Consider the following 22,425-nt stretch of genomic DNA (forward strand, 5'->3'; position numbering starts at 1 on the left):
GCGTCTACTCTTAGGGAAGTGGTAATGAAGAATCAGGGTGTCTCTAACCTTGGCACAGGTGTCTATCGCTGAATTCATGAGGCTGAGAGGATGATTGGTCTACTAAAACGCACGATTGCTTATATTGCAAAAACAACGGGGTATGGGACCCCGCTCTATAAAAAATTCTGTAAACCGGACGGGTATGAATGGGCTAAACATATGGTTCGATGGGGATCTTTGCACTCCATCGGTCAAGGCGTATGGATCAATCCTGCTGCCAACATAACTGACCCTTCGCTGGTACGACTCGGAAATAATGTAGGTTTATCTTGTTGCACGCTGTTCGGCCACGATGGAATAATCGGCATGCTTGAAGTGCGTTTTGATAAAAAACTGGACTCTGTCGGCCCTATCGATATTCTGGATAATTGTTTTATCGGTTATGGCTCTATCATTATGCCGCGTGTGACTATTGGCCCTAATTCGATTGTCGCGGCCGGTGCTGTAGTCGTAAAAGATGTTCCGCCTGGGGTAGTGGTTGGGGGTAACCCAGCCAAAGTTATCTGTACCTTGGAAGAAGTGTTGGCGAAAGTCGAAGAGCGTAGCGCCACTTATCCATGGATTGACCTTATCAGGCAGCGCAATGGTGTATACGACCCGACATTTGAACCGAAGCTTATAAAAATGAGAGCGCAACACTTTTTTGGCGAGCAACCCAATGGCTAGCGCTCCCCTTGACGTGTTGGTGGTTAATTACAACACAGCGGAGTTGTTGCAGCCGATGTTTAATGCGTTACGCCAGTCAACTAGCGTGGATCGCACGCGCTATTTGGTGGTGGATAATGCCTCTGTCGATAATTCGCTGGAATGTCTGGCAACTATTTGTCCGGAGGCATTGCAACTCGCCAATGAAAATAATGTTGGCTTTGGGCGTGCCAATAATCAATTGATTGAACACCTGCAGGGCAAGTATGCGCTGCTCCTCAATACTGATGCCTTTGTTGCTGCGGATACGCTGAGCAAGACGCTCGACTATATGGAAACTCATCCTGATTGCGGTGTCCTCGGCGTTCGATTGGTTGGACGAGCGGGTGATTTACAGCCCTCCTGTCGCTATTTTCCAACGCCGTTGAATGTCTTCCTTTCGCATACGGGGCTTGAACGCTTTTTCCCTGTGGTGAAAAGAGTCGACGACATGGCCTGGGATCATGCTTCGGTGCGTGAGTGCGACTGGGTGCCCGGGTGCTATTACCTGATCCGCCGTGAAGTCATCGACCAGGTCGGATTGTTCGATCCGCGCTACTTCCTTTATTTCGAGGAGATAGATCACTGCAAACGCGTTAAACAGGCAGGCTGGAAGGTCGTTTACTACCCGTATACCACGGTGGTGCATATCGGCGGTGAAAGTGCCAAGTCTGTCGACAAACTCAATGCGGATAGTCGTCAGCTCCCCACGATACAAATCGAAAGTGAGCTTTTGTATTTCCGCAAGCACCACGGTCTGCCCGGTTTGGCCTCACATATGCTACTGGTGAGTCTGGGTGATTTGATTGTGGCGCTCAAGGCGCTATTGAAAGGCCGCGGTCGGGCCGCTTTAGGGGCGTGTTGGCAGCATACTCGTGTGACCTGGGCGTTGCTGCGTGATACCAAATTCGCTAGCCAACCAACACGGTAGGGCCAGTTATGTTCGAAAACATACGTGCGGATTTACATGCATACGCCGGAGACTGGGGGGCTCAGGGGTTTTGGGTGATGGTGGTTTATCGCTTTGGGCGCTGGCGTTACGGTGTGCGACCGGCACTGCTACGCAAGTTGTTCTCCTTTATATACAAAGTGCTCTTCAAACTGGTGCAGATCGTCACGGGTATCGAGTTGCCGTGTGAGGTGGTGGTCGGGCGCAACTTCGTCATCGATCATTTCGGCGGAATCGTGATCAGTGGCTTTGCGCAGTTCGGCGATGATTGCCGTATCCGCAATGGCGTCGTCGTGGGCCTCAAGAATGTGAGTGAGCCGATTGCTCCGGTGATGGGTAACAATGTTGATATCGGGGCAGGGGCCAAGGTGCTGGGCAATATCCGCATTGGTAACAATGTCGTGATTGGTGCCAATGCTGTGGTGCTGACCGATGTGCCGGACGACTCGGTGGCCGTGGGCGTGCCTGCGACTATCAAGAAAAGGAAGTACGCAGAATCGAGGGAGTTCTCATGAACCACCCGATGGATTACTTCAATTGCGTCGCTGAGTGAGCGCCATGGCTATGGGGATGGGTGTCGTTGTTATCGGTCGCAACGAAGGCCTACGGCTTGAGCGTTGTCTGACTTCCCTCGCCGGTTCGGCGCAGAAAGTTGTTTATGTCGACTCTGGATCAACCGACGGGTCAGTGCAGATGGCACTGAGACTTGGGGTCGAGGTGATCGAGTTGGACATGACGATTCCCTTTACGGCTGCGCGTGCGCGCAATGAAGGATTTGCCTGCCTGCAACGCTCACTGCCGGCGATGCGTTATGTGCAGTTCGTTGACGGTGATTGTGAAATTGTCGGCGGTTGGCTGCCCCGGGCGCAGGCCTTTCTTGATACACATCCTGACGTCGCGGTGGTCTGTGGACGGCGCCGTGAACGTTTTCCGCAGCACTCTGTTTACAACTTACTGTGTGATTTCGAATGGGATACGCCGGTAGGTGAGGCCAAGGCATGTGGGGGCGATGCGCTGATGCGGGCTGACGCCTTTGCCGACGCGTCCGGGTTTCGACCGGGCCTTATTGCCGGGGAAGAGCCTGAATTGTGCGTGCGTCTGCGTGGGAATGGTTGGAAGGTCTGGCGTCTGGGCGAGGAAATGACCTTGCACGATGCAACCATGACCCGGTTCGGCCAATGGTGGCAGCGTACCTTGCGCGGTGGTTATGCCTTTGCCGAGGGCGCATTTTTGCATGGGGCTGCACCGGAGCGACATTGGTTGCGCGAGTCGCGCCGTGTCTGGTTCTGGGGATTGGGTGTCCCACTGGCGACTGTTATCGCGAGTTTGGTGTTTGGAGGGTTTGGGCTGCTTCTTCTGCTGGTCTATCCATTGCAGGTCGTGCGCCTCGCCCGCGGGGGCGATAGATCCACACGTGAAAACTGGCTACGGGCTTTCTTTCTCGTGCTGGGGAAATTTCCCGAGATGCTCGGCCAAGTCAAGTTTCTACTGAACAGATTCGGCGCCGGCAAGACCGCGTTGATCGAATACAAGTGAGACTTATATGAATAATTGGGTGATATTGAAGAGCGTGTTTTTTTTACATGCCGGGTATTCCTTAAGGGCATTGAATAATAAGTTTAAAATGCTGGTTTTAGTTGCAAAAAACTGGTCCGAGCTGAAGTTATTTTGCGGGCGTATGTCGAACGCCTTGGGTAAGTCCGGTGTTGAGAAGTTAGGCGGGGATTGTGTAGGCGTTGTTCATTGGCCCTACATCAGTAAAAGCTGGAGCCCCAAGAATAAGCTTAGTGTTTTAGCCTCGCATTACGAAGTCGTTACCAAAAGCTGTCCGCAGCTATTGCTGTTGGGGCGAAGTGACAGTTTGCTGCTGAGTGATTTGTCGGAGTTTGCGGCTGGCTGTTCCCTGGTGCTCGATCGTCCCTTCTGGTTTATGCGTGAAGGGGAGTTGGTGCTGAACTTGTTTCAGGGGGAACTGCGCATTGCGTCAATAGCATTCACGTTGTGTCGCACGGACACTGAGTTATGTATTTTTATCGGTGCTGTTCAAGGGATACATAAAGGCGTCGAGAGTGAACTGTCGTTGAGTATCTACAGGGACCTGACAAAAGACTTTGAAGGCCTGCGGCCAAGAAGCTTTCTGATCGAAGTTATTAAATACATTGCCATCAATATCGGTGTTGAAAAAATTTATGCGGTAGGGGATGGGTATCGCCATCATCGTCATCCGTATTTTGGCGCTCACAAAGCTCTGGAGCTGGCGGCAAATTATGATGTGATCTGGTTAGAACATGGAGCGACTCCTTCAGAGCGCGAAGATTTTTTTGAGATTCCCATGGTTCTGTCCAGGAAGCCGCTCGACAGTATTGCTTCAAAAAAACGGGCCATGTATCGCAGGCGCTATGAGCTGCTGGACGACACCTTTAAAAAGATAGACAGCGTGTTGATCGGTAGTTATAGCAGCAACCGTGTGGCTAGTTGACGTTCCCGAGACCTGTACTACTGTGGGATTACTTGCAGTAATAATCCACCGCAACGACAACTAAGTCTGGTTCCTATGCGTATCGCTTATTTCATCAATCAATACCCCAAAGTCAGCCATAGCTTCATTCGTCGCGAGATTTTGGCGTTGGAGCGTCAGGGGTTTGTGGTGCAGCGCATTGCTCTGCGTGGCTGGGATGCCGAATTGGTGGATGCCGAAGACGTGTCTGAACGCGATAAAACCCAGTATGTGCTGCAGGGCGGAGTCAAAGAGCTGTTAGTGCCTGTGCTGCAGGTGCTGCGCGCCCAGCCGCGACGTTTTCTTTCGGCGCTGTGGCTGGCGCTGCGCATGGGCCAGCGTGCCGATCGCCCCTGGCCGTACCATTTGGTTTATTTGTCCGAGGCGTGTCGCGTGCTGATCTGGTTGCAGGCGTTTGGGGCCGAGCATGTGCATGCGCATTTCGGCACCAACTCAACCGAGGTGGTGATGCTGGCCAATGTGCTTGGTGGGCCGGCGTACAGTTTTACCGTGCACGGCCCGGAGGAGTTCGACAAACCGCAGTTTATTCATTTGGGCGAGAAAGTCCGGCGTGCGGCTTTTGTCGCGGCGATCAGTTCTTATGGGCGTAGCCAGCTGTTTCGCTGGGTGGCTCATGCGCACTGGCCAAGGGTAAAGGTGGTGCACTGTGGGCTGGAGCGGGCGTTTCACGATGTGCCGGCTGTTGCTGTGCCATCTGCGCCGCGGTTGGTTTGCGTAGGTCGTTTGTGTGAACAGAAGGGACAATTGTTGTTGCTTGAGGCTGCCCGCATCCTGGCAGCTCAAGGTGTGGAGTTCGAAATAGTACTGGCCGGCGATGGAGAAATGCGCGCGGAAATCGAAGCCCTGATTGCACGGCATGGCTTGCAGGCGCAGGTGCGAATTACCGGCTGGATCAGCAGTGAGCAGGTGCGGGCGGAAATTCTTGCGGCCCGGGCCTTGGTGCTGCCGAGCTTCGCCGAGGGTTTGCCGGTGGTCATCATGGAAGCCATGGCTTTGCGCCGGCCAGTATTGACGAGCTATGTGGCAGGGATTCCCGAGTTAGTAAAAGAGGGTGTGAACGGTTGGTTGTTTCCCGCTGGAGCGGTGGATGAGTTGGTGGCGGCGTTGGCGGACTGCCTCGCGCAACCTGTCGAGGTGTTGCAGCGGATGGGCGAGGCGGCCTATCAGCGAGTGCTGGAGCGACACGACATCGATACCGAAGCGGCCAAGTTGGCTAATTTGTTTAGGGCGCAAGCATGATCACATTACTTGGTTGGCTGTTCAGCTCCCTGCTGATACTCATCCTCCTGCCGGTGTTGGTGCTGTTTGTGCAGGTGCTGATGGCCTGTCTGCCTGCACGGTGGCGCTCGTCGGCGCCAGGACCGCGACCACGACCGCGGGTGGCGGTGTTGATACCGGCACACAATGAATCCTCGATCATCGTCGCGACGTTAAACAGCATTCGGCCGCAGTTGCTTTTGGGTGATCGCCTGTTGGTGGTGGCGGATAACTGTTCTGACGACACCGCCGCGCAGGCTCGCACGGCGGGCGCCGAGGTGGTGGAGCGCAGCAATGATCAGCAGCGTGGCAAGGGTTATGCGCTGGACTGCGGGGTGCGTCATTTGGCGAGTGATGCGCCAGAGGTCATGATTGTTGTCGATGCGGATTGCCAGGTCGCCGAGGGTTCTATCGAGCGTTTGGCCATCTGTTGCATCGACTCAGGGCGGCCAGCGCAAGCCCTTAATTTAATGCTTGCTCCAGCAGGTTCGGGGCTAAAAGTGCGGCTTGCCGAGTTTGCCTGGTGTGTGAAGAATCGGGTTCGGCCGCAAGGTTGGACCCGGCTTGGCTTGCCCTGTCAGCTAATGGGCACGGGAATGGCTTTCGTCTGGCGGGATCTGACGTTGATCAATTTGGCCAGTGGCCACATCGTTGAAGATTTGAAGATGGGTCTGGATTTATGCCGAAGCGGCAAGCCGCCAGTGTTCTGCCCCGATGCTCTGGTAACCAGTTATTTTCCGCGCAGCGATGAAGGCTTAACGACCCAGCGTACGCGCTGGGAACATGGTCATCTAGGGGTCATCCTTGGGGATACGCCAAAGTTGCTGTTGGAGTCGATTGGCCAGCGCAACTGGCGTCTGCTGGCGATGACGCTGGATTTGTTGGTCCCACCGTTGGCCTTATTGACGTTGGCCTTGGCGGCGGCATTTGGTCTGTCGTGGTTGGTCTTCATGCTGTCCGGAGCTTTGGCGCCAGCCTTGATAGCTTCTTGCGGGGTGGCAATATTGGGGGTAACTATCTTGTTGGCATGGAGCCAGTTTGGTCGCAGGATTATTTCTTTTGCAGCCTTGTTGTATGCGCCGTTCTACGCGATGAAGAAAATCCCTCTGTATCTCGGCTTTTTGCTTAAGCGCCAGGTTGAATGGGTGCGTTCGAAGCGAGATGACAACTAATGCGCGCTTTATCCTGGCAGCACAACTGGCAAATGATTACCCGCAAACTCAGGGTGGTCAGCGATGCTGAAGACGAGCAAGCATTGATTGATGCGTTATCCAGACCTGACGTGACGACAGTGCTCGGGTTCGCCAATGCCCATGCCATGAATCTGGTGGCGGCCAATACCGACTACTTTAACGCGCTGCTGGCTGCGGACGTGTTATTGCGGGATGGCTCCGGCATGGCCATCCTGTTTCGTCGTCTCGGCCTGGAGCCGGGGCTGAATATGAATGGCACCGATTTCATTCCCAAATTGCTGGCCGCGTTCAAGGGCCGGCGCGTGGCTTTCTGGGGGACTGAAGAGCCCTTTCTTGCCAATGCGGTGCAGCGTAGCGAAGCGATATTTGCGGTCAACATCGTCTCTGCTCACCATGGTTTCGCGCCGGTGGATACCTATATAAGCCTTGCCCGGCAGTTTCAGCCGGAACTGGTTGTGCTGGGTATGGGCATGCCCAAGCAAGAAGCCGTTGCTGCCAGGTTAGCCGTCAGTGGTGTGCCCTGTCTGGTCGTGTGCGGAGGGGCGATCCTGGATTTTCTCGGCGGCAAGGTGACTCGCGCTCCGCAATGGGTGCGTCGTCTCGGTTGTGAGTGGGTGTTCAGGCTATTGGGTGAGCCAAAGCGATTATTCAAACGCTATGTGGTGGGTAATCCGAAGTTCTTGTTGCGCACGTTGATCTACAGGGACTCTTGACGTGACAGGAATTTGACACCTGGCAGGACTCCCCCCCTTAGACGTAAAAAACACGGCTGAAATATCTTGCAAAACCCCGGTGTAGCACCTTTACTCAAGTTGGAATTGTCGAGTTGATAGGGTGTTCGTGGTTGTTTTGTTCATTAGGATTGGCGTCAATAAAATGTTGTCGAACAATCTTGACTCCAGGGAGGGAATGGCGAGTTTTTCGCGCGAAAGAAAGGTGACGTGCTCAGTTGTCGAGCGCTCATTTCGAGTATTTAGTTTGTTGATTTGCAAACTGAAATACCCCTTCCTTGAATTGTGCTAATAACCAAATGAAAGAATATATAGCAAAATCAGTTCGTAAATTAATATCTCCTTCAATGCGATTTGAGCTAAGGAAAGCGGTTGCCTGGTTGCGGGATATACTTGGGCGAGCCTGTTTTTGGCGTTGGGAAATTGTCAGGTTCAGACTGCGGGAAGATAGCCTCCACGACATTCTCTATGTGGGCAGGAAAACACAGCGGGAATTTGTGAAGGTTCTACTGGGTGCTAAATCTCAAACGGTTAATAGTCAGTTAAAGTTGGACACGTCAGACCGGACGGTGTGGGTCAGTGAAATGCCGACGGTGGGGGCATTGTATGTGCCTCAATATCTGAGTGCCGTCGTGCCGCTGAGCAAGTCAATCGACGAGATCACAGCAAGATACAACGCTGAGTTACGTCGAAATCTGCGCAAGAACCGGTTGCGCTACCGTATGAAACGAGCGTTGAACGATGACGAGATTGAAAGTGCAGACCGGGAAATGCTTCGACCTTACGCCAAGGCAAGGCATGGTACGGCCGCCTCTCAAATTGAAACGCATGAAGTTCAACGGGTGGCGAAAGTTGCCGGGCGACTCGATCTGGTGTTGTTGGAGGATGAGATTGTTGCATGCCATCTTGGCTGCGTAGTGACCCGGGCAGGCAAGCGCTATTGGAGCACCGTGCGTTTCGGCTACCCTGACGCTGTTTTTTCAGATACTAAAAAGTTACGTGAAGTTAATTCAATTACTACGTTCATGGCACTGGAGTGGGCGATAGAAAACGGTTTTGACTATTATGATATCGGAACGTGCCTGGCTCGCCCGGACGATGGACTTCTTGAGTGGAAAAGAAGGCGAGGCGGTGATGTTGATACGCTGGGCAATTACGGTTATTTGTTTGTTCGACTGCCCAAGGTGGGCGCAGCGCAATTTCTTTGGGAGACGCCTCTGTTTTCTGTCGAAGGCAAGCAGTTGACACTGCATCTTGGGTTGCCGGACGGTCCGAGTGACGAGGAAGTTGCTAATCGATACCGCGAGATGGGTTTTGGCGGCCTTTTTAAAATATACCTTCATTGTTCCAGGACGCCGGGAGAAACGCTTCTCGGCACCTTGCGTAGTCGCTACGCTCATCTGAAGTCACCCCCTGTCCTGGAAAGTATCGTATCCACCTGAACAGGTTGCTGATTTTAAAGAAGTGCAGTTTTGGCATGAACGCTGTTTCTGTATAACTAAATTTGGATGGGGTGCCTATGTCGGAGTTCAATGCATTGACGATTGACGGCCAATCAAAGTGGAGCCTTGCTGCGTATAAATACATGTTTAACACACGGCTCACCCGAAAACCGTCCTTGACCCTGCAAAGCCAAGCCGTGAAAACGTGGGAAATTTATCCAGGCGACACCTCGATTGCTCCCCCCGCTTTTTTCTTGCCAAATCAGCTTGAGCGTGTAACCGGATGGGAAGAGAAGCTTTTTTATCCTCACGAGCATCCCCGCCGCACAATGGAAGGCGTCGGTCGTGTTGAACATGGTCCGACTAAAGGTTACCTGCTTAAAGATGTCTGGTTAATCGATGGCACGCTCTACAAAGGCAATGCCAAATCCTGGTTGTCACCGGGTTCCGGTTGGTTACCAAAGATTCGAGTAGAAAACGAGATCGATCGCGGGGCGTTGTATTGCACCGCGGGGGGAATCAAGTGGTTTGGAACGTGGTTGATGGATGATTGTTTAACCTATCGATTGGCATGTGAAGAAGGCGTTCCGGTGAGCGCGCTACCCTCGGCAGATAGTGTTTCCACAGCAAGGCAGGGCATGCTTCACACTCGCGGTTATGAGAACTGGCTTGATATGAGGCCCGTTTTTTTACGTAACGCATTTTTTCGTGAACTCGTGATCTTTGACGATCTATGCCAAAACAGACATAAGCACCGGCGTTTCCGTGAGATGGGGGAAAAGCTGTTATCACACGTAACAGTTCGCTCCCACCCAGGCGTGTTCATTCTGCGAGGTGGCACGGGTGAACTGCGATTGTTACGCAATGAGATGGAGCTGGCTGAACGGCTACGTGACCGCAGAGGGTTTCGCATTCTCAACGCTGCGACGTCCGATGTTTCGACCATCGTGGCGACCTGCGCCGGGGCCAGAACCGTGATAGGGGTCGAGGGGAGTCAACTTATCCATGGGGTTAATGTTCTCCCGCCAGGTGGTTCGCTGCTGGTACTGCAGCCGCCTAATCGCTTTATCTGTTTCTTTAAATACCTAACGGATCGTGATCAGCAGAACTTTGGTTTTGTGGTCGGTACACCAGAGGGAAATGGTTTTAGAATCGACCCCGATGAAGTCGAGCGCACGCTGGATCTCTTTCCGTCCTGATATGGCGAGGCTGTAGGCCTCGCCTTTATTGCGCATCAAATGGACCTTGAGATTACCCAGGCACTCAAGACTGGCTAGTAAGCATGTTTGCCGGAGAAGGCAAACACCGTTCGTACAAGAATGACGAAATCGAGCCATAGCGACCAGTTGTTGATGTACTCGATGTCCGAGTCAACACGCCGAATCATCTGATCTATATCCTTCGTTTCACCACGATAGCCACGTACCTGAGCCAGGCCTGTGATGCCCGGTTTAATGTTGTGACGCGCAAAGTAGCCCGAGACATCGGGCGAGTACTGAACATCGTGTTGAATAGCGTGCGGGCGAGGCCCCACCAGAGACATTTCCCCCATCAAAACGTTGAACAACTGCGGTAGCTCGTCAAGGCTGGTTCGCCGAATAAAAGCCCCAACCCTGGTCATGCGAGGGTCATTCTTTTGCGCCTGCTTGACGATGCCGTCTTCAGGCTGATGGACGACCATGCTTCTGAACTTCCAGATCCGAAAAGCTTCTCCACTCCACCCCATGCGCTGTTGACGAAAGAATATGGGGCCGGGGCTGTCGAGCTTGATGGCAATGGCGACGGCTACCAGAACCGGCGCTGCAAGAACCAAAATGAGAAAGGCCAGGACTTTGTCCTCAAGGTTCTTCAGAAACAGACGCATCCCCATCAGCGGAGTTTCAGACAAGGTCAGCACGGGAATGCCGGCAATTTCGCGAACACTGTGGTTGATCAGGCGCAACGAGAAAATGTCAGGCACCCAGTTAACAGAGATGTGTTTATCGAACAGCCTTAAATAAACATCCTGGATGACCTCTGATCCACCTAAAGGGGTCACGAAATAGACGGTACGAATGGCATGTTTGACAACTAACTCATCAAGGTCGGAGATATCGCCCAGTATCGACAGACGTTGCGCGCCTTCCAGACTTTCCTTTCCCCGATCATCGTCCGCGCCAATCAACACACAGCCGACTATGCGCTCACCGAGCCAGGGATTATTGCTGATTTTCTTGTGAAGATAGCTGGCCAGTTCGCCCGAGCCAATGATGAGCGAGTTTTCCAATTGGGTCGAGTGGGCCAAAAATTTCTTCTGCATCTCGCGTGTCGCGAGGTGCAAAAGCATCTGAGCAAAATATCCAGCAACAAATAACTGCCCGACCAATAAACGCGAGTACTGTTCGCTTTGCTTGGTAAGAAAGGCCATGGCAACGAGAAAGCCAAACGTGGCAGTCCATGCTTTCAAAAGCTTGAAGGCTTTGACGGTAAAACCAACGTTGCTGCGGTAAATAGCATAGTGGTCGTACACGACGGCCAACGCCCCCAGTAGCAACAGGAGCAGGATGACATAGGACTGCGTTATGAAGCCGATATGATAATTGATCAAGAACCACGCAACACCAGTCACCGCAACACAATCCAGACCAGCCTGAATAACGATACTCGTACTGCTTCTTCGCTGGAGAACGGAGCGGGTACTGTTGGGCTCAAATATCATATTTAGACCTCATGCCTGCTGCCCCTCGCGCTCGCTGATCACGCGATTCAGTTCATGCTGCCCTCGCTTGAGAGCGTTGGCGTCACCGTGATTAGCCACTCGCCTTCGAAAATGGGGGCTTTGGGAGCATGTGGCGACGCGTGCTATCACTTTAGCAGTACTGTGAAATCATTCACTGAATCTGCGTAGTTCTGAGTAGTTTAGTAGAACCTTCGGGCTTGAAAAAATGAAGCCCATCGAGATACCGACCGGCCGGCAGCAGGGCGGTCCGCGGTGTCAGCAGCAAGGTAGTGCCTGGTCGGCAAACGGGTAGGGGGCGCGAGTGTGGTCGCGCAGTGATCGAGGCTTACACCGTGTTGAAATCTGCGTGCATTGCGCACTGATTCCATCGTGGTAAAACGAGACGGCGCTCACAATGGGCGCCGTCTCATTTGGGCCGATCAGACGCGTTCGAACAACACGGCGATGCCTTGGCCGCCGCCGATGCACATGGTCGCCAGGGCATACCGACCCTGAACACGGTGCAGTTCGTGAATCGCCTTGGTGGCGATAATCGCACCGGTTGCGCCTACCGGATGGCCCAGGGAAATTCCCGAACCGTTCGGGTTGACCTTCTCCGGGTCGAAGCCCAGTTCCTGCGCCACGGCACACGCTTGGGCCGCGAATGCTTCATTGGACTCGATGACATCCAGGTCGGCAACGGTCAGACCAGCGCGTTTGAGGACCAGGCGGGTGGCGGGAATCGGTCCCAACCCCATCAGCTCTGGCTCCACGCCGGCATGGGCGTAACCGACCAGTCGGGCGATGGGCTTGAGGCCTTGGTCGAGAACCATCTGACCCGTGGCCATGATCAGTGCTCCGGCACCATCATTGAGGCCCGACGCGTTGCCGGCGGTGACGCTGCCGTCTTTTTTGAAGGCCGGTTTCATCTTGCTCAATTGCTCGGCATTGACCTCGGCGCGGACATGCTCGTCTGTCGCAAACGTCACGGTACCTTTGCGGGACGCCACTTCGATCGGCACGATCTGGTCGGTAAACCGCCCTTCAGCAATCGCCCGGGCCGCCCGTTGCTGGCTGAGCAGCGCCAACTCATCCTGAGCCTGACGAGTGATGCCATAGCGCTCGGCGATGTTTTCCGCAGTAATGCCCATGTGGAAACCGCCAAACGGGTCTTGCAGAACGCCGAGCACGTAGTCGATGGCTTGCATATCGCCCATGCGTGCGCCCCAGCGCGCTTGCGGCAACAGATAGGCTCCGCGACTCATCGATTCGACGCCACCCGCCAGGGCAGCGCCTGCGTCTCCCAACATCAAACTTTGTGCTGCGCTGACAATGGCCTGCAAGCCAGAGCCGCAGAGGCGGTTGACGTTGAAGGCGGGTGTTTCTTTCGGCAGGCCGGCATTCATCGCCACGGCACGAGAGATGTAGGCGTCGCGTGCTTCCGTCGGGATCACATGCCCCATCACCACGTGACCGATGTGTTCAGGTGCCAGCCCCGAGCGTTCAATGGCGGCGCGGCAAACGTCAGTGGCCAGTTGAATGGGCGGCACATCTTTGAGCGAGCCGCCATAGCTGCCGATGGCTGAGCGGACGGCGCTGATAACAAAAATGTCGGATGGGTTCATGCGGGTTCCCCTGGAACAGGCCTGGATTCAAGTGTGCTTTTGCACTGTTATATGGGGTGAGTCTAGACACCGTGATGATTTTGGCCTATGCCAAAACTGCTCAAGGGGGATGGCGTTTTTGGCCATTTCAGTTGAAGTCGCTTTTTGATTCGTCTGATCGGGTCAGAAGCGCAGGAAAGAAAAAAGCCGGGTGCACGTCCGTAATGCTGTTCACTTAAGAGAGTCTTGAATCGGAGAAACCTGTGGCGAGGGAGCTTGCTCCCGCTTGAGTGCGTAGCACTCACAAAAATCGGCAATGATTGTCAGATTTTTGGGGCCGCTACGCAGCCCAGCGCGAGCAAGCTCGCTCGCCACAGAGGTGTGCACGATCCAAGAGCGCGCTTAAGTGAACAGCATTAGATACACGTCCGGGCTTTGTCATTCAGGTCTTTGTCAGGCACACGTCTGGTCTTGCTGGTGCCACCCATCTTCAAACTGAAGGTTGAGCTTATGAAGCTCATGATCCAGTTCGTTGATCGAGTTAATGGCGGCCATCAGATCCGCCTCGCCAGTCTTGGCTTCCAGGTAAAGCCCGCGCAAGTAGCGATCATTTACAGTCGGAATCTTGTCAGTCTTTTCCCAGATCGCCACCGCTTGGGAGGTCAGCCCGACAATGCCGGCCAGCCTTTCTTGAGACAAATCCAGCTCTTTACGCAGGAACCGAAACTCTGCACCGGTCAGAGCTGCCGGTTTTTGCGCAATCGTCTTGCCGATAAAGTCATGAAGGCCCTCGACATCCGTGATAGCAACCGACTCGCCATAGGCAGTCTCTTTCACCCTGTAGCCGTTGCTAAGCCAGACGTTCGGTAGCCCGCTTTCAACGTAGTGGTACATCAAATTATCTCTCCCTTTGCATCGTGGTCACTATGACGAGATATCTCCCGTCTTCGTCGACATCGATTGCGCCGACAAGTTGGAGGGGTGACCCAGCCCTGAACCATGAAATAGTGAATCTCCAATCGCCCCCGGGTGCTTGATAGGGACCATCAGTGACCTGTCCTCTGCGAAGGCAATCCATTACGTCAGGCATGGATATCTCTCGCTCAATCATGCGGGACCGTGCGTGCTTAGAGTAAAAGACACGCTCAGATCTATGCGAAAGCTCCCTAATGATTTCCAAGGCTTTCTTTTTGGATAGCGGAAACGGCAGTAGGTCGCTCATGATTATCTATAGTATTTATAGGTTGCGACAGACTAAAGCTCAAGCGCCGATTGTCAAAGCAGGGAAATAAAATGAGACATGTAGCGGAGCAGCGATGGACAGATTTAGTTTATGCGACAGGCCGAACCGACATCATTCATCCAATTACTGCGCCGGCTGGGCGAGTGTTCGGCGGGGATGGGATCTGCCTGGTTCGGTTCAGCAACATACCTCTCGCAGCGGCGGGCTACAGAGGTCAGCCAGTGGCGCCAGAGTAGCCCGATCCTCTGTGAGTACAGGCGTCTGATCAGTTATCACCAATGCAATTCATGCCCTGGACCTGGTAATCCAGCACGTGCTTGCGGCCCTGATGGTCGAGGTAAATCAGCTGCGCGGGGATGATGCCGCATTCTTGCGTGATGATATTGCTGGACAGGTCTTTGGCGATATTCAGGTGGACGAAGGAACCGGTCTTGTCGTGGATAACAGGTTCGGCGGTCTGGGTATCTGCAAACGCAAAACCCGTGGCGAGAAGAGCAGCAAACCCGAGGATTAACATTTTCATGATGACTTCCTCTATTCAGAGGCGGGTTGGCTGCCGATGGGGTGCCCGGCAGTGAATGAAGGTTAACCAGGCGATCCGCACAACCGACCCACAGTTGAATGACAATTTTCTAATGAAACGGCGCCGAAGTGACGGTGGGTGACCGGCGGCATCGAGTATCAGGTCAGCGATTGCTTTGGAGCCGTATGTCGGGAGCGAGGAACGTCACCCATGAGAAAACTTCCAATTGAAGACTGTCTGTCTTAGGGAGTTTGAGCATGAGTGGTGATCAAAAGAGCGAAGCCCTGGCGGCTTGGTATCAGCTCCTGAAAGTGCCCGAAATCCGCATGGATGCCGAAGAGCAATATGACGAGTTGCTCAAGGCTGCCGATGAGATGGAGCGCACCGGACTCATCAGCAGCGTTGAATGGCGCAGGCTGGTTCAAGAGGCGAGCGCTGCTTTTGCCAATGCGACACAAGGGTTGGGGCGCGGAACATAGTGGTCAATCAGGGTGGTCAATCGTCGCCTGCCGGCTGTTCGGCCTGTTGGGCAAACCACTGCATGATCAGCGAGCAGGCTGGATGAGCGGCGGCGGAAGGTTGCAGATTCAAGGCGTAAATACCGCGGGTCTTCAAGGGGTGACCGAACGGAACGACGAGCACGCCTCGCTCGAGTGATTCTCCCGCCAGGGTCAGGTCCGTCATGGCGACGCCCAACCCTCGCGCCGCCGCATCAAGCGCCAACTCGTCGAGGTTGAAGGGGATATGGCGGTAGTCCTCCAGTGACTGGCCGCCATTGGCGTGCAGCCACTGGACCCAGTCATGCTTGTCCGCCGAGCGATGCAACAGTGGGAAACGCACGAGATCGGCCACCGATTCCAACGGCTGGGTCGTGCTGCCCAGACTCGGGGCGCACACCGGCACCAGCGCCTCCTCGAACAAGGTCAGGCAGTCAGGATCGCGGGACGGTTCTGGCAGATAGAGGATGTAGGCGTCGCTGTCGATGGCCGGCTCCACCACTTCCGTGGCCACTGTTTCGATCGACAGTGAAACCTGCGGATGACTTCGATAGAACTCGCTCAACTTTGGCAGCAACCATCGAACCGCCAGCGACACATGCATGCGTATGCGAAAAGGTCGTTTTTGCGGTGTCAGCCGATCTTCAAGGGTTTTCAGTTGCGCCAGGATACTTCGGGCGGTCGCAAGCACCTGTTCGCCTTCCGGTGTCAGTCGAACACTGCGGCTATTCCTCACGAACATCGGCAAGTCGAAGTGGCTCTCCAACTGCTGGATTTTTCGGCTCACTGCACTTTGGGTCAGGCACAGCTTTTGCGCCGCTTGTGTGAAGCTGCCCGAGCCTGCGACTTCGACCAGCGCCTGCAAGGCCTGGAGAGAAGGAACGTGGTGAATTTTATCCATGCGTTTTTTGAATGGCTCGATGAGTTTATAACGTTGGTTGTATCACTACAGGCCTTATAGATTCTAGCTCTAGCCAGCGCCGGCCGGAAAGACTCATGCAATGACGTCATGTTCGGTGCTTGCGGAACGACAGGCAGACGAGGTGATGCATGACCAATGTATGTGGCTGGATTGCGCAGGCGGGGAGCTCTCCCGCTCGCGATACTCTCAAAGGCACGCAAAAAGCCGATTGGCTGATTGTCGGTGCCGGTATTACCGGGCTGTGCGCCGCTCACACCCTCGCTGAAATGCACCCTCAGGCGCGGATCGCGATTGTCGACAGACAGCGGGCCGCGCAGGGCGCCTCGGCGCGCAATTCAGGTTTCGTGGTGGGGCACGAACATCCGGCCAAGGATGAGCTGATCGGCAACCCGGGGTTTGCCGGTTTTGAAGTCGATACTTCGATTTCCCGTGCCGCCAGTGACGAAGTGCGCCAGCGCATCGCTCGTCTGGGCATCGAGTGTGAATTCAGGGAGTCGGGCTACTTCTTCGCCGTCAACGATCCCGGCAAGTTGACCGACGTCGTCGCCAAACTGGCAACGCTACGTGCTGTCGGCGCCTCTGCGCATTTTCTGGAAGGTGAATCGCTGAGTAAACAACTGGGCACCGCGCATTACCAGGCTGCGATCTGGTGCGGCAATGGCAACGCACTGCTGCAACCCGCCAAATACGTGAGAGGCCTGCTGGATACGCTGCCGGCCAACGTGACCCTGTTTGAGAACACCGATATCACTGGCCTTGAACATTTGGGCAAAGGGCGTATTCGCGCCAATGGCACCGATGGAAGCATCGAAGCCAGGCAAGTCCTGGTGTGCCTGAACGCGTTCATTCCGCGCTCAGGGATAGAGGACAGCGGGACGTTCCCGATGGAACTCAGCGCCAGCCTGACACGACCGCTCAGCGACGCCGAGTTCAAGTCCATCGGCGCGGTTGAGCCTTGGGGTGTGCTGTCCACCCGGCCACTGGGCGCCACGGTGCGACTGACTCCGGACCGCCGCGTGATGATCCGCAACACGGCGGAATACCGTTCTCGGGATTTATCCAACAGTGAGCTGCTGCAGCGCCGCAAACACCATGTACTCGGTTTGCAACGACGCTTCCCGTTCTTGAACGAGCAGGACATTCAATACACCTGGACCGGACACTTGAGCGCTTCGCGCACCGGGCAACCGTATTTCGCCAAGGTCGACGAAGGTGTGTTTGCGGTGGCCGGCTGCAATGGTTCGGGCGTCGCCCGCGGCACCCTTTGGGGCCGCTTGCTCGCCGAACTGGCATCGGGTGACAGCTCGCCCATCCTCGAATCGGTGATGCGCAGGGCCCAGCCGGGCTGGCTGCCGCCACGCCCCTTGCTCGATATCGGTGCCATGCTTCGAATGCGCGTGGAGGCGGTCAGGGCCAAAACAGAAATCTAGAACACCCGGCGATCAAACAATAAAAACTCATCAAACACACGGTGATTGAACATGCGCGTCAATAACATTTCCCTGATGGTCGTGCTGACGATGTTGTCGGCAGCCACTTACGCTGACGAAGTCGTCAACATTTCAAACTGGAACGGCTACATCGCCGACGACACCTTGACCACGTTCACCAAGGAGACGGGGATCAAGGCGACGTACGACATTCACGACAGCAACGAAGTACTCGAATCCAAACTGATGACCGGCAACACCGGCTATGACGTGGTGAGCCCTTCAAACCATTTTCTGTCCCGATTGATCAAAGCCGGGGCGGTGCAGAAACTCGATAAAAGCCAGCTGCCCAACTGGAAAAACCTTGATCCGGCGTTGATGAAAAAACTCGAGGTCAATGATCCGGGCAACCAGTACGGTTATCCGTACATGTGGGGCACGGCGGGTATCGGCTACAACGTCGAGAAGATCAAGGCGATCTTCGGCAACACCGATGTCACCCATTCCTGGAACCTGTTTTTTGATGAAAACAACATCAGGAAGCTGAGCCAGTGCGGCGTGGCGATTATCGATAACCCTACGCAGATCCTGCCGATCACCCTGAATTACCTGGGGCTGCCGCCGCATAGCCACGAGCCGGCGGATTACAAGAAAGCCGAGCAGGCGCTGCTCAAAATCAGGCCTTACGTCCAGTATTTCCACGCCTCCAAGTACATCAGCGACCTGGCGAACGGCAATGTCTGCGCGGTGATCGGTTTCAATGGCGACATCGTGCAGGCGGCCGCCAGCGCCAAGGAAGCCAAAAACGGCATCGACATCGCCTATTCGATCCCTGACGAAGGCTCGACGCTGTGGTTCGACATGGTGGTCATGCCCAAGAGCGCGCCGCACGAAAAGAATGGCTACGCCTACATGAACTACCTGCTGACACCGCAGGTCATTGCCAACATCAGCAACAGCATCCATTACGCCAACCCCAACCTGGCGGCGGATCAGTATGTTGTTCCGGCGGTGAAGCAGGACCTGGCGATTTACCCGTCGACAGGTGTGCTGGACAAACTGTTTACCGTCGAGGAACTTCCCGCGGCCATTGCACGGCTGACGACCCGCCTGTGGACCAAGTTGAAAACCAACACATAACAACATCGACCCAATCCCTGGGGTGCGCCACATCAGGCGCCCCTGAGGAGTGCGGGCCTAATGTCAGTCAGTTAACCCGCCATGCAATCTGTAGCCGCTGAAATTGCTTAGCGGATTGGCATTAGGCTTACTCCAAGAGATTCTTCGTTGCATGTCATCGCCCTGACCATGGCCTACGCTTATCCCGAGATGGATATTCATTGATCAGGGTTTGCTCCCTGATCGATGTTCAACGGGTGCCCATAAAAACAAAAAGTCTCGGGAGAAAACGCATGTTCGCTTTGTTTAGTCGATTCAGCCGCTACATGGCCGTGGGAATGACCGCTGCCGCACTCGCGACACCGGCCTTTGCGCTGGACACCGTCAAGTTCATGGCCCCGGGTTCTGTGGGTGGCGGTTATGACCAGACCGCCAGGGTTCTGGGCAAAGCCATGATCGAGGCCAACACGGCCAAATCCACCACCTTCGAGAACAAGGGCGGAGCAGGGGGGACGTTGGGGCTGGCGCAGTTCGCCAACAGCACCAAGGGCGATCCGAATGCGTTGCTGGTTGTCGGCGCGATCATGGTCACTGCCATTGAACAGAACACACCGCAAATCACCTTGAAGGACGTAACGCCGATTGCCCGGTTGTTCACCGAGTACAACGTGATTGCCGTGCGCAAGGAGTCTGAATTCAAAACCCTGGAGGACTTGCTGAAGGTCTTCAAGGACAAGCCGACCAGTATTTCCTGGGGCGGTGGCTCCAAGGGGTCGATCGATCACATCGGCATTGCCGAGTTGGCCGCGAAAATGGGTGTCCCGGTCAACAAGGTGAATTACGTGGCCTTCGCGGGCGGGGGTGAAGTCGTTGCTCAGGCATTGGGCGGGCAGATCAAGGTGATCACCGGTGGTTATGCCGAGCTGGGCCAATACATCAGGAACGGCCAGTTTCGTGTCCTCGCCATCGGCGCCCCTGAACGCATTGAAGGCATCGATGCACCGACCCTCAAAGAGAAAGGCTACGACGTGACCATCGGCAATTGGCGGGGTGTTTACGGTGCCGCGAACCTCACGCCCGAGCAGCGCAAAGAAGTGACCGACGCCGTCGTGGCCGCCACCAACAGCAAAGTCTGGAAAGACAATATCGACACCAACAAATGGTCACCCAACGTCCTGACCGGCGATGAGTTCGGCAAATTCGTCGACGAAGAGCATGTGCGGCTGCGGGCGATGCTGGTCGAGGTCGGACTGGTTTCGAAATGACTCAGCCTCGCGCAATCGTGCCGGTGCAACTGGCGATCGGCGCCGGAGTGATCGCCATCAGCGCCGTGTTGGCGGTGGGCGCATTCCGGTTTCCGCCCGAGATGGGCTTCGTGATCCTGGGGGCCCACGTCTATCCGTACGCCGTCGCGGTGTTCCTGGGCGTGGTCGGTCTGTTGCTGTGTTATCAGGCCGCCACCGGTGGTTTTCGCGAGTTGGCAGACCATGATGACGAAGCTGCCCAAGCGCTGCCCGGCGGCAAAGCCGGCGCAGCCTGGGTGACGGCGGGACTGGTGGGGGTGGCCGTGCTGATTAACCTCATCGGCTTCGTATTGGCCGCCGGGCTGCTGTTTGCCTGTTCGGCACGGGGTTTTGGCAGTCGTCGGCCGGTGAAGGACCTCGCCATCGGCATTGCCTTGACCCTGCCGATTTACTGGCTGTTCAACGCCGGGCTAGGGGTTTCCCTGCCGCCCCTTGTCAACGCCTGGATCTGACCCGGGCCGAAGGAGGTAAACAAGGTGGAAACTCTCGCGAACCTGGCCATTGGTTTTTCCGCTGCGCTGACACCGATCAATTTGATGTGGGGTTTTATCGGCTGTTTGCTTGGCACCGCCATTGGTGTCTTGCCGGGTATTGGACCGGCGCTGACGGTGGCGCTGCTGTTGCCGATCACCGCCAAGGTCGATCCCACGGGCGCCTTGATCATGTTCGCCGGTATCTATTACGGCGCGCAGTTTGGCGGCTCGACCACTTCTATCCTGCTCAATACGCCCGGAGAATCGTCCTCCATGGTCACGGCCCTGGAAGGCAACCTCATGGCGCGCAACGGCCGGGCAGGACCGGCCCTGGCCACCGCCGCGATAGGCTCATTTGTTGCCGGCACCATTGCGACGGTGTTGCTGACGTTGTTTGCCCCGATTGTTGCCACGCTGGCGCTCAAGTTTGGTCCTGCGGAGTATTTCGCGATTCTGGTGCTGTCCTTCACGACGGTGTCTGCGGTACTCGGTGCTTCGATGCTGCGCGGTTTTGCCTCGCTAGGCGTTGGGCTGACCATCGGCTTGATCGGCCTGGACTCGACCTCGGGCATTGCCCGCTACACCTTGGCGGTGCCGGAGTTGGTTGATGGCATCGAAGTCGTGCTCGTGGCGGTCGGTTTGTTTGCAGTGGGTGAGGCGTTGTACAGCCTGCTTTATCAGAAAGAAGAAACGTCCGGCCGGCACCGTTTGACCTCGTTGTGGATGACGCGCGCTGACTGGAAACGCTCGGTCCCCGCCTGGCTACGGGGCACGTTGATCGGCTTTCCATTCGGGTCGATTCCGGCCGGGGGCGCGGAAATTCCGACGTTCCTGTCCTATTCGGCGGAACGCAAACTGAGCAAGTACCCGAAAGAGTTTGCGGGCAGCAAGGGCGAGGGGGCGATCGAGGGGGTTGCCGGTCCCGAGGCGGCCAACAACGCGAGTGCGACGGGTTCGTTGGTGCCACTGCTGACGCTCGGCATACCGACGTCCGCTACCGCGGCGATTCTGTTGGCTGCGTTCCAGAACTACAACCTGCAGCCGGGGCCGATGCTCTTTCAGACGTCGGGAGAATTGGTCTGGACCCTGGTGGCCTCGCTGTATGTCGGCAACGTGATCCTGTTGGTGTTGAATCTCCCGTTGGTGGGCCTGTGGGTCAAGCTCCTGCAGATTCCCCGTCCGTACCTGAACGCCGGCATTCTGGTGTTTGCCACCATCGGCGTGTACGGCATGCGCCATTCTTCCTTCGATCTTATGCTGATGTTGGCGATCGGTTGGGGCGGGGTGCTGATGCGTCGTTTCGATTTTCCAGTCGCGCCCGTGATCGTCGGCATGCTGCTGGGGCCGATGGCTGAAAAGCAGCTGCGCAATGCGTTGTCCATCAGCGAGGGAGACTGGCTGGTGTTTGTGACACAACCGATATCGGCCGCGTTCCTCGCACTGACGCTGCTGGTGCTGGTGGTTCCGCACCTGCTTCACGCCCGCGGTATCAAGTTGCATGAGGACGATTGAGCGCAGGCTGCACGGGTAATGCTGTTTACTTAAGGTTGGAGTACATATCCGTTTCTGCGGTGATGGCTGCTGGCGGTTTCGCTTTTACAGCGAGTCACTTTCGAAAAGCCTGCGCGGCCCGGCGGAAAGTAACCAAAGCGCTCTTGCCCCCTGTCGTTCGGTGCCTCGCCTAGGCTCGGCATGCCCTCGCTCCGGTCCTGCTCCGTGGGCCCGCCGCCATCGGCCATCCATGGCCGGGGGCGGCTAACCCGGCATCCATGCCGGGTTGCCCACTGCGCAGAACC

General features: G+C 55.6%; 22 protein-coding genes. 16 read left to right on the forward strand and 6 right to left on the reverse strand.

What is annotated here, in order from left to right; genetic code table 11:
- The first annotated feature begins 90 nt into the window (after positions 1-90).
- The 10 genes from KGB03_RS04145 to KGB03_RS04190 all read left to right on the forward strand — a co-directional run bounded on the left by KGB03_RS04145 (position 91) and on the right by KGB03_RS04190 (position 10,015).
- On the forward strand, positions 91-708 hold the full coding sequence (locus KGB03_RS04145; protein ID WP_192409710.1) for an acyltransferase: 618 nt from the start codon (positions 91-93) through the stop codon (positions 706-708).
- Complete coding sequence (locus tag KGB03_RS04150; RefSeq protein ID WP_223526415.1) at positions 701-1,657, forward strand: glycosyltransferase family 2 protein; 957 nt, start codon at positions 701-703, stop codon at positions 1,655-1,657. Before KGB03_RS04145 ends, KGB03_RS04150 begins: the two co-directional genes overlap by 8 nt.
- Before the next feature lie 8 nt (positions 1,658-1,665).
- Positions 1,666-2,190: a serine O-acetyltransferase gene (locus tag KGB03_RS04155; RefSeq protein ID WP_111448715.1), complete on the forward strand. Its 525-nt coding sequence runs from the start codon at positions 1,666-1,668 to the stop codon at positions 2,188-2,190.
- 43 nt (positions 2,191-2,233) lie between these two features.
- A complete protein-coding gene (locus KGB03_RS04160) occupies positions 2,234-3,211 on the forward strand; it encodes a glycosyltransferase family 2 protein (RefSeq protein WP_111448714.1) in 978 nt (325 codons plus the stop codon).
- 7 nt (positions 3,212-3,218) lie between these two features.
- The gene (locus KGB03_RS04165; RefSeq protein WP_111448713.1) at positions 3,219-4,154 is read left to right on the forward strand and encodes a DUF535 family protein; all 936 of its coding nucleotides are present in this window, start codon (positions 3,219-3,221) and stop codon (positions 4,152-4,154) included.
- Positions 4,155-4,229: 75 nt separating this feature from the next.
- Entirely contained in the window at positions 4,230-5,432 is a 1,203-nt protein-coding gene (locus KGB03_RS04170; RefSeq protein WP_223526416.1) for a glycosyltransferase, read from the forward strand.
- Positions 5,429-6,622 (forward strand): glycosyltransferase family 2 protein, encoded by a 1,194-nt coding sequence (locus KGB03_RS04175; protein ID WP_223526417.1) that lies wholly within the window; start codon positions 5,429-5,431, stop codon positions 6,620-6,622. The genes KGB03_RS04170 and KGB03_RS04175 overlap by 4 nt, the downstream gene beginning before the upstream one ends.
- The gene (locus KGB03_RS04180; protein WP_111448710.1) at positions 6,622-7,356 is read left to right on the forward strand and encodes a WecB/TagA/CpsF family glycosyltransferase; all 735 of its coding nucleotides are present in this window, start codon (positions 6,622-6,624) and stop codon (positions 7,354-7,356) included. Before KGB03_RS04175 ends, KGB03_RS04180 begins: the two co-directional genes overlap by 1 nt.
- Before the next feature lie 317 nt (positions 7,357-7,673).
- A complete protein-coding gene (locus KGB03_RS04185) occupies positions 7,674-8,816 on the forward strand; it encodes a hypothetical protein (RefSeq protein ID WP_223526418.1) in 1,143 nt (380 codons plus the stop codon).
- 77 nt (positions 8,817-8,893) lie between these two features.
- Positions 8,894-10,015, forward strand: a complete 1,122-nt coding sequence (locus KGB03_RS04190; RefSeq protein WP_223526419.1) for a glycosyltransferase 61 family protein — start codon at positions 8,894-8,896, stop codon at positions 10,013-10,015.
- Positions 10,016-10,089: 74 nt separating this feature from the next.
- Here the strand turns inward: KGB03_RS04190 and KGB03_RS04195 are convergent, their stop codons facing one another.
- From KGB03_RS04195 to KGB03_RS04215, 5 genes are all read right to left on the reverse strand, one after another.
- Complete coding sequence (locus tag KGB03_RS04195) at positions 10,090-11,514, reverse strand: undecaprenyl-phosphate glucose phosphotransferase (protein ID WP_111448707.1); 1,425 nt, start codon at positions 11,512-11,514, stop codon at positions 10,090-10,092.
- 440 nt (positions 11,515-11,954) lie between these two features.
- Positions 11,955-13,139 (reverse strand): acetyl-CoA C-acyltransferase family protein, encoded by a 1,185-nt coding sequence (locus KGB03_RS04200; RefSeq protein WP_192409702.1) that lies wholly within the window; start codon positions 13,137-13,139, stop codon positions 11,955-11,957.
- 432 nt (positions 13,140-13,571) lie between these two features.
- Complete coding sequence (locus KGB03_RS04205; protein WP_223526420.1) at positions 13,572-14,012, reverse strand: helix-turn-helix domain-containing protein; 441 nt, start codon at positions 14,010-14,012, stop codon at positions 13,572-13,574.
- A 4-nt stretch (positions 14,013-14,016) separates the two neighbouring features.
- On the reverse strand, positions 14,017-14,340 hold the full coding sequence (locus KGB03_RS31285) for a DUF4258 domain-containing protein (RefSeq protein ID WP_033053145.1): 324 nt from the start codon (positions 14,338-14,340) through the stop codon (positions 14,017-14,019).
- 286 nt (positions 14,341-14,626) lie between these two features.
- Entirely contained in the window at positions 14,627-14,884 is a 258-nt protein-coding gene (locus tag KGB03_RS04215; protein ID WP_223526421.1) for a DUF2790 domain-containing protein, read from the reverse strand.
- Positions 14,885-15,141: 257 nt separating this feature from the next.
- Here KGB03_RS04215 and KGB03_RS04220 point away from each other — a divergent pair, with 257 nt between their 5' ends.
- The gene (locus KGB03_RS04220) at positions 15,142-15,363 is read left to right on the forward strand and encodes a hypothetical protein (RefSeq protein WP_218538537.1); all 222 of its coding nucleotides are present in this window, start codon (positions 15,142-15,144) and stop codon (positions 15,361-15,363) included.
- Between the two features lie 16 nt (positions 15,364-15,379).
- Here the strand turns inward: KGB03_RS04220 and KGB03_RS04225 are convergent, their stop codons facing one another.
- Positions 15,380-16,282, reverse strand: coding sequence for a LysR substrate-binding domain-containing protein (locus KGB03_RS04225; protein WP_223526422.1), 903 nt, complete (start codon positions 16,280-16,282; stop codon positions 15,380-15,382).
- A gap of 149 nt (positions 16,283-16,431) precedes the next feature.
- On the opposite strand from KGB03_RS04225, the gene KGB03_RS04230 reads away from it, so the two are divergent.
- From KGB03_RS04230 to KGB03_RS04250, 5 genes are all read left to right on the forward strand, one after another.
- The gene (locus KGB03_RS04230; protein WP_223526423.1) at positions 16,432-17,733 is read left to right on the forward strand and encodes an NAD(P)/FAD-dependent oxidoreductase; all 1,302 of its coding nucleotides are present in this window, start codon (positions 16,432-16,434) and stop codon (positions 17,731-17,733) included.
- Between the two features lie 51 nt (positions 17,734-17,784).
- The gene (locus KGB03_RS04235) at positions 17,785-18,873 is read left to right on the forward strand and encodes a polyamine ABC transporter substrate-binding protein (protein WP_223526424.1); all 1,089 of its coding nucleotides are present in this window, start codon (positions 17,785-17,787) and stop codon (positions 18,871-18,873) included.
- Between the two features lie 272 nt (positions 18,874-19,145).
- Entirely contained in the window at positions 19,146-20,117 is a 972-nt protein-coding gene (locus KGB03_RS04240) for a tripartite tricarboxylate transporter substrate binding protein (RefSeq protein WP_223526425.1), read from the forward strand.
- Complete coding sequence (locus KGB03_RS04245) at positions 20,114-20,608, forward strand: tripartite tricarboxylate transporter TctB family protein (RefSeq protein ID WP_111448700.1); 495 nt, start codon at positions 20,114-20,116, stop codon at positions 20,606-20,608. Before KGB03_RS04240 ends, KGB03_RS04245 begins: the two co-directional genes overlap by 4 nt.
- A gap of 24 nt (positions 20,609-20,632) precedes the next feature.
- A complete protein-coding gene (locus KGB03_RS04250; RefSeq protein ID WP_192409699.1) occupies positions 20,633-22,141 on the forward strand; it encodes a tripartite tricarboxylate transporter permease in 1,509 nt (502 codons plus the stop codon).
- Positions 22,142-22,425 lie beyond the last annotated feature (284 nt).

Source organism: Pseudomonas sp. BF-B-26 (assembly GCF_019956495.1).
Classification (GTDB): domain Bacteria; phylum Pseudomonadota; class Gammaproteobacteria; order Pseudomonadales; family Pseudomonadaceae; genus Aquipseudomonas.

What these genes read in the sequence shown, in the direction of transcription:
- KGB03_RS04240 (WP_223526425.1), top strand. Translation starts at nt 19,146, where the DNA reads ATGTTCGCTTTGTTTAGTCGATTCAGCCGCTACATGGCCGTGGGAATG.
- KGB03_RS04215 (WP_223526421.1), bottom strand. Translation starts at nt 14,884, where the DNA reads ATGAAAATGTTAATCCTCGGGTTTGCTGCTCTTCTCGCCACGGGTTTT.
- KGB03_RS04185 (WP_223526418.1), top strand. Translation starts at nt 7,674, where the DNA reads ATGAAAGAATATATAGCAAAATCAGTTCGTAAATTAATATCTCCTTCA.
- KGB03_RS04160 (WP_111448714.1), top strand. Translation starts at nt 2,234, where the DNA reads ATGGCTATGGGGATGGGTGTCGTTGTTATCGGTCGCAACGAAGGCCTA.
- KGB03_RS04205 (WP_223526420.1), bottom strand. Translation starts at nt 14,012, where the DNA reads ATGTACCACTACGTTGAAAGCGGGCTACCGAACGTCTGGCTTAGCAAC.
- KGB03_RS04180 (WP_111448710.1), top strand. Translation starts at nt 6,622, where the DNA reads ATGCGCGCTTTATCCTGGCAGCACAACTGGCAAATGATTACCCGCAAA.
- KGB03_RS04150 (WP_223526415.1), top strand. Translation starts at nt 701, where the DNA reads ATGGCTAGCGCTCCCCTTGACGTGTTGGTGGTTAATTACAACACAGCG.
- KGB03_RS04220 (WP_218538537.1), top strand. Translation starts at nt 15,142, where the DNA reads ATGAGTGGTGATCAAAAGAGCGAAGCCCTGGCGGCTTGGTATCAGCTC.
- KGB03_RS31285 (WP_033053145.1), bottom strand. Translation starts at nt 14,340, where the DNA reads ATGAGCGACCTACTGCCGTTTCCGCTATCCAAAAAGAAAGCCTTGGAA.
- KGB03_RS04175 (WP_223526417.1), top strand. Translation starts at nt 5,429, where the DNA reads ATGATCACATTACTTGGTTGGCTGTTCAGCTCCCTGCTGATACTCATC.
- KGB03_RS04165 (WP_111448713.1), top strand. Translation starts at nt 3,219, where the DNA reads ATGAATAATTGGGTGATATTGAAGAGCGTGTTTTTTTTACATGCCGGG.
- KGB03_RS04235 (WP_223526424.1), top strand. Translation starts at nt 17,785, where the DNA reads ATGCGCGTCAATAACATTTCCCTGATGGTCGTGCTGACGATGTTGTCG.
- KGB03_RS04200 (WP_192409702.1), bottom strand. Translation starts at nt 13,139, where the DNA reads ATGAACCCATCCGACATTTTTGTTATCAGCGCCGTCCGCTCAGCCATC.
- KGB03_RS04190 (WP_223526419.1), top strand. Translation starts at nt 8,894, where the DNA reads ATGTCGGAGTTCAATGCATTGACGATTGACGGCCAATCAAAGTGGAGC.
- KGB03_RS04225 (WP_223526422.1), bottom strand. Translation starts at nt 16,282, where the DNA reads ATGGATAAAATTCACCACGTTCCTTCTCTCCAGGCCTTGCAGGCGCTG.
- KGB03_RS04155 (WP_111448715.1), top strand. Translation starts at nt 1,666, where the DNA reads ATGTTCGAAAACATACGTGCGGATTTACATGCATACGCCGGAGACTGG.
- KGB03_RS04170 (WP_223526416.1), top strand. Translation starts at nt 4,230, where the DNA reads ATGCGTATCGCTTATTTCATCAATCAATACCCCAAAGTCAGCCATAGC.
- KGB03_RS04245 (WP_111448700.1), top strand. Translation starts at nt 20,114, where the DNA reads ATGACTCAGCCTCGCGCAATCGTGCCGGTGCAACTGGCGATCGGCGCC.
- KGB03_RS04195 (WP_111448707.1), bottom strand. Translation starts at nt 11,514, where the DNA reads ATGATATTTGAGCCCAACAGTACCCGCTCCGTTCTCCAGCGAAGAAGC.
- KGB03_RS04145 (WP_192409710.1), top strand. Translation starts at nt 91, where the DNA reads ATGATTGGTCTACTAAAACGCACGATTGCTTATATTGCAAAAACAACG.
- KGB03_RS04230 (WP_223526423.1), top strand. Translation starts at nt 16,432, where the DNA reads ATGACCAATGTATGTGGCTGGATTGCGCAGGCGGGGAGCTCTCCCGCT.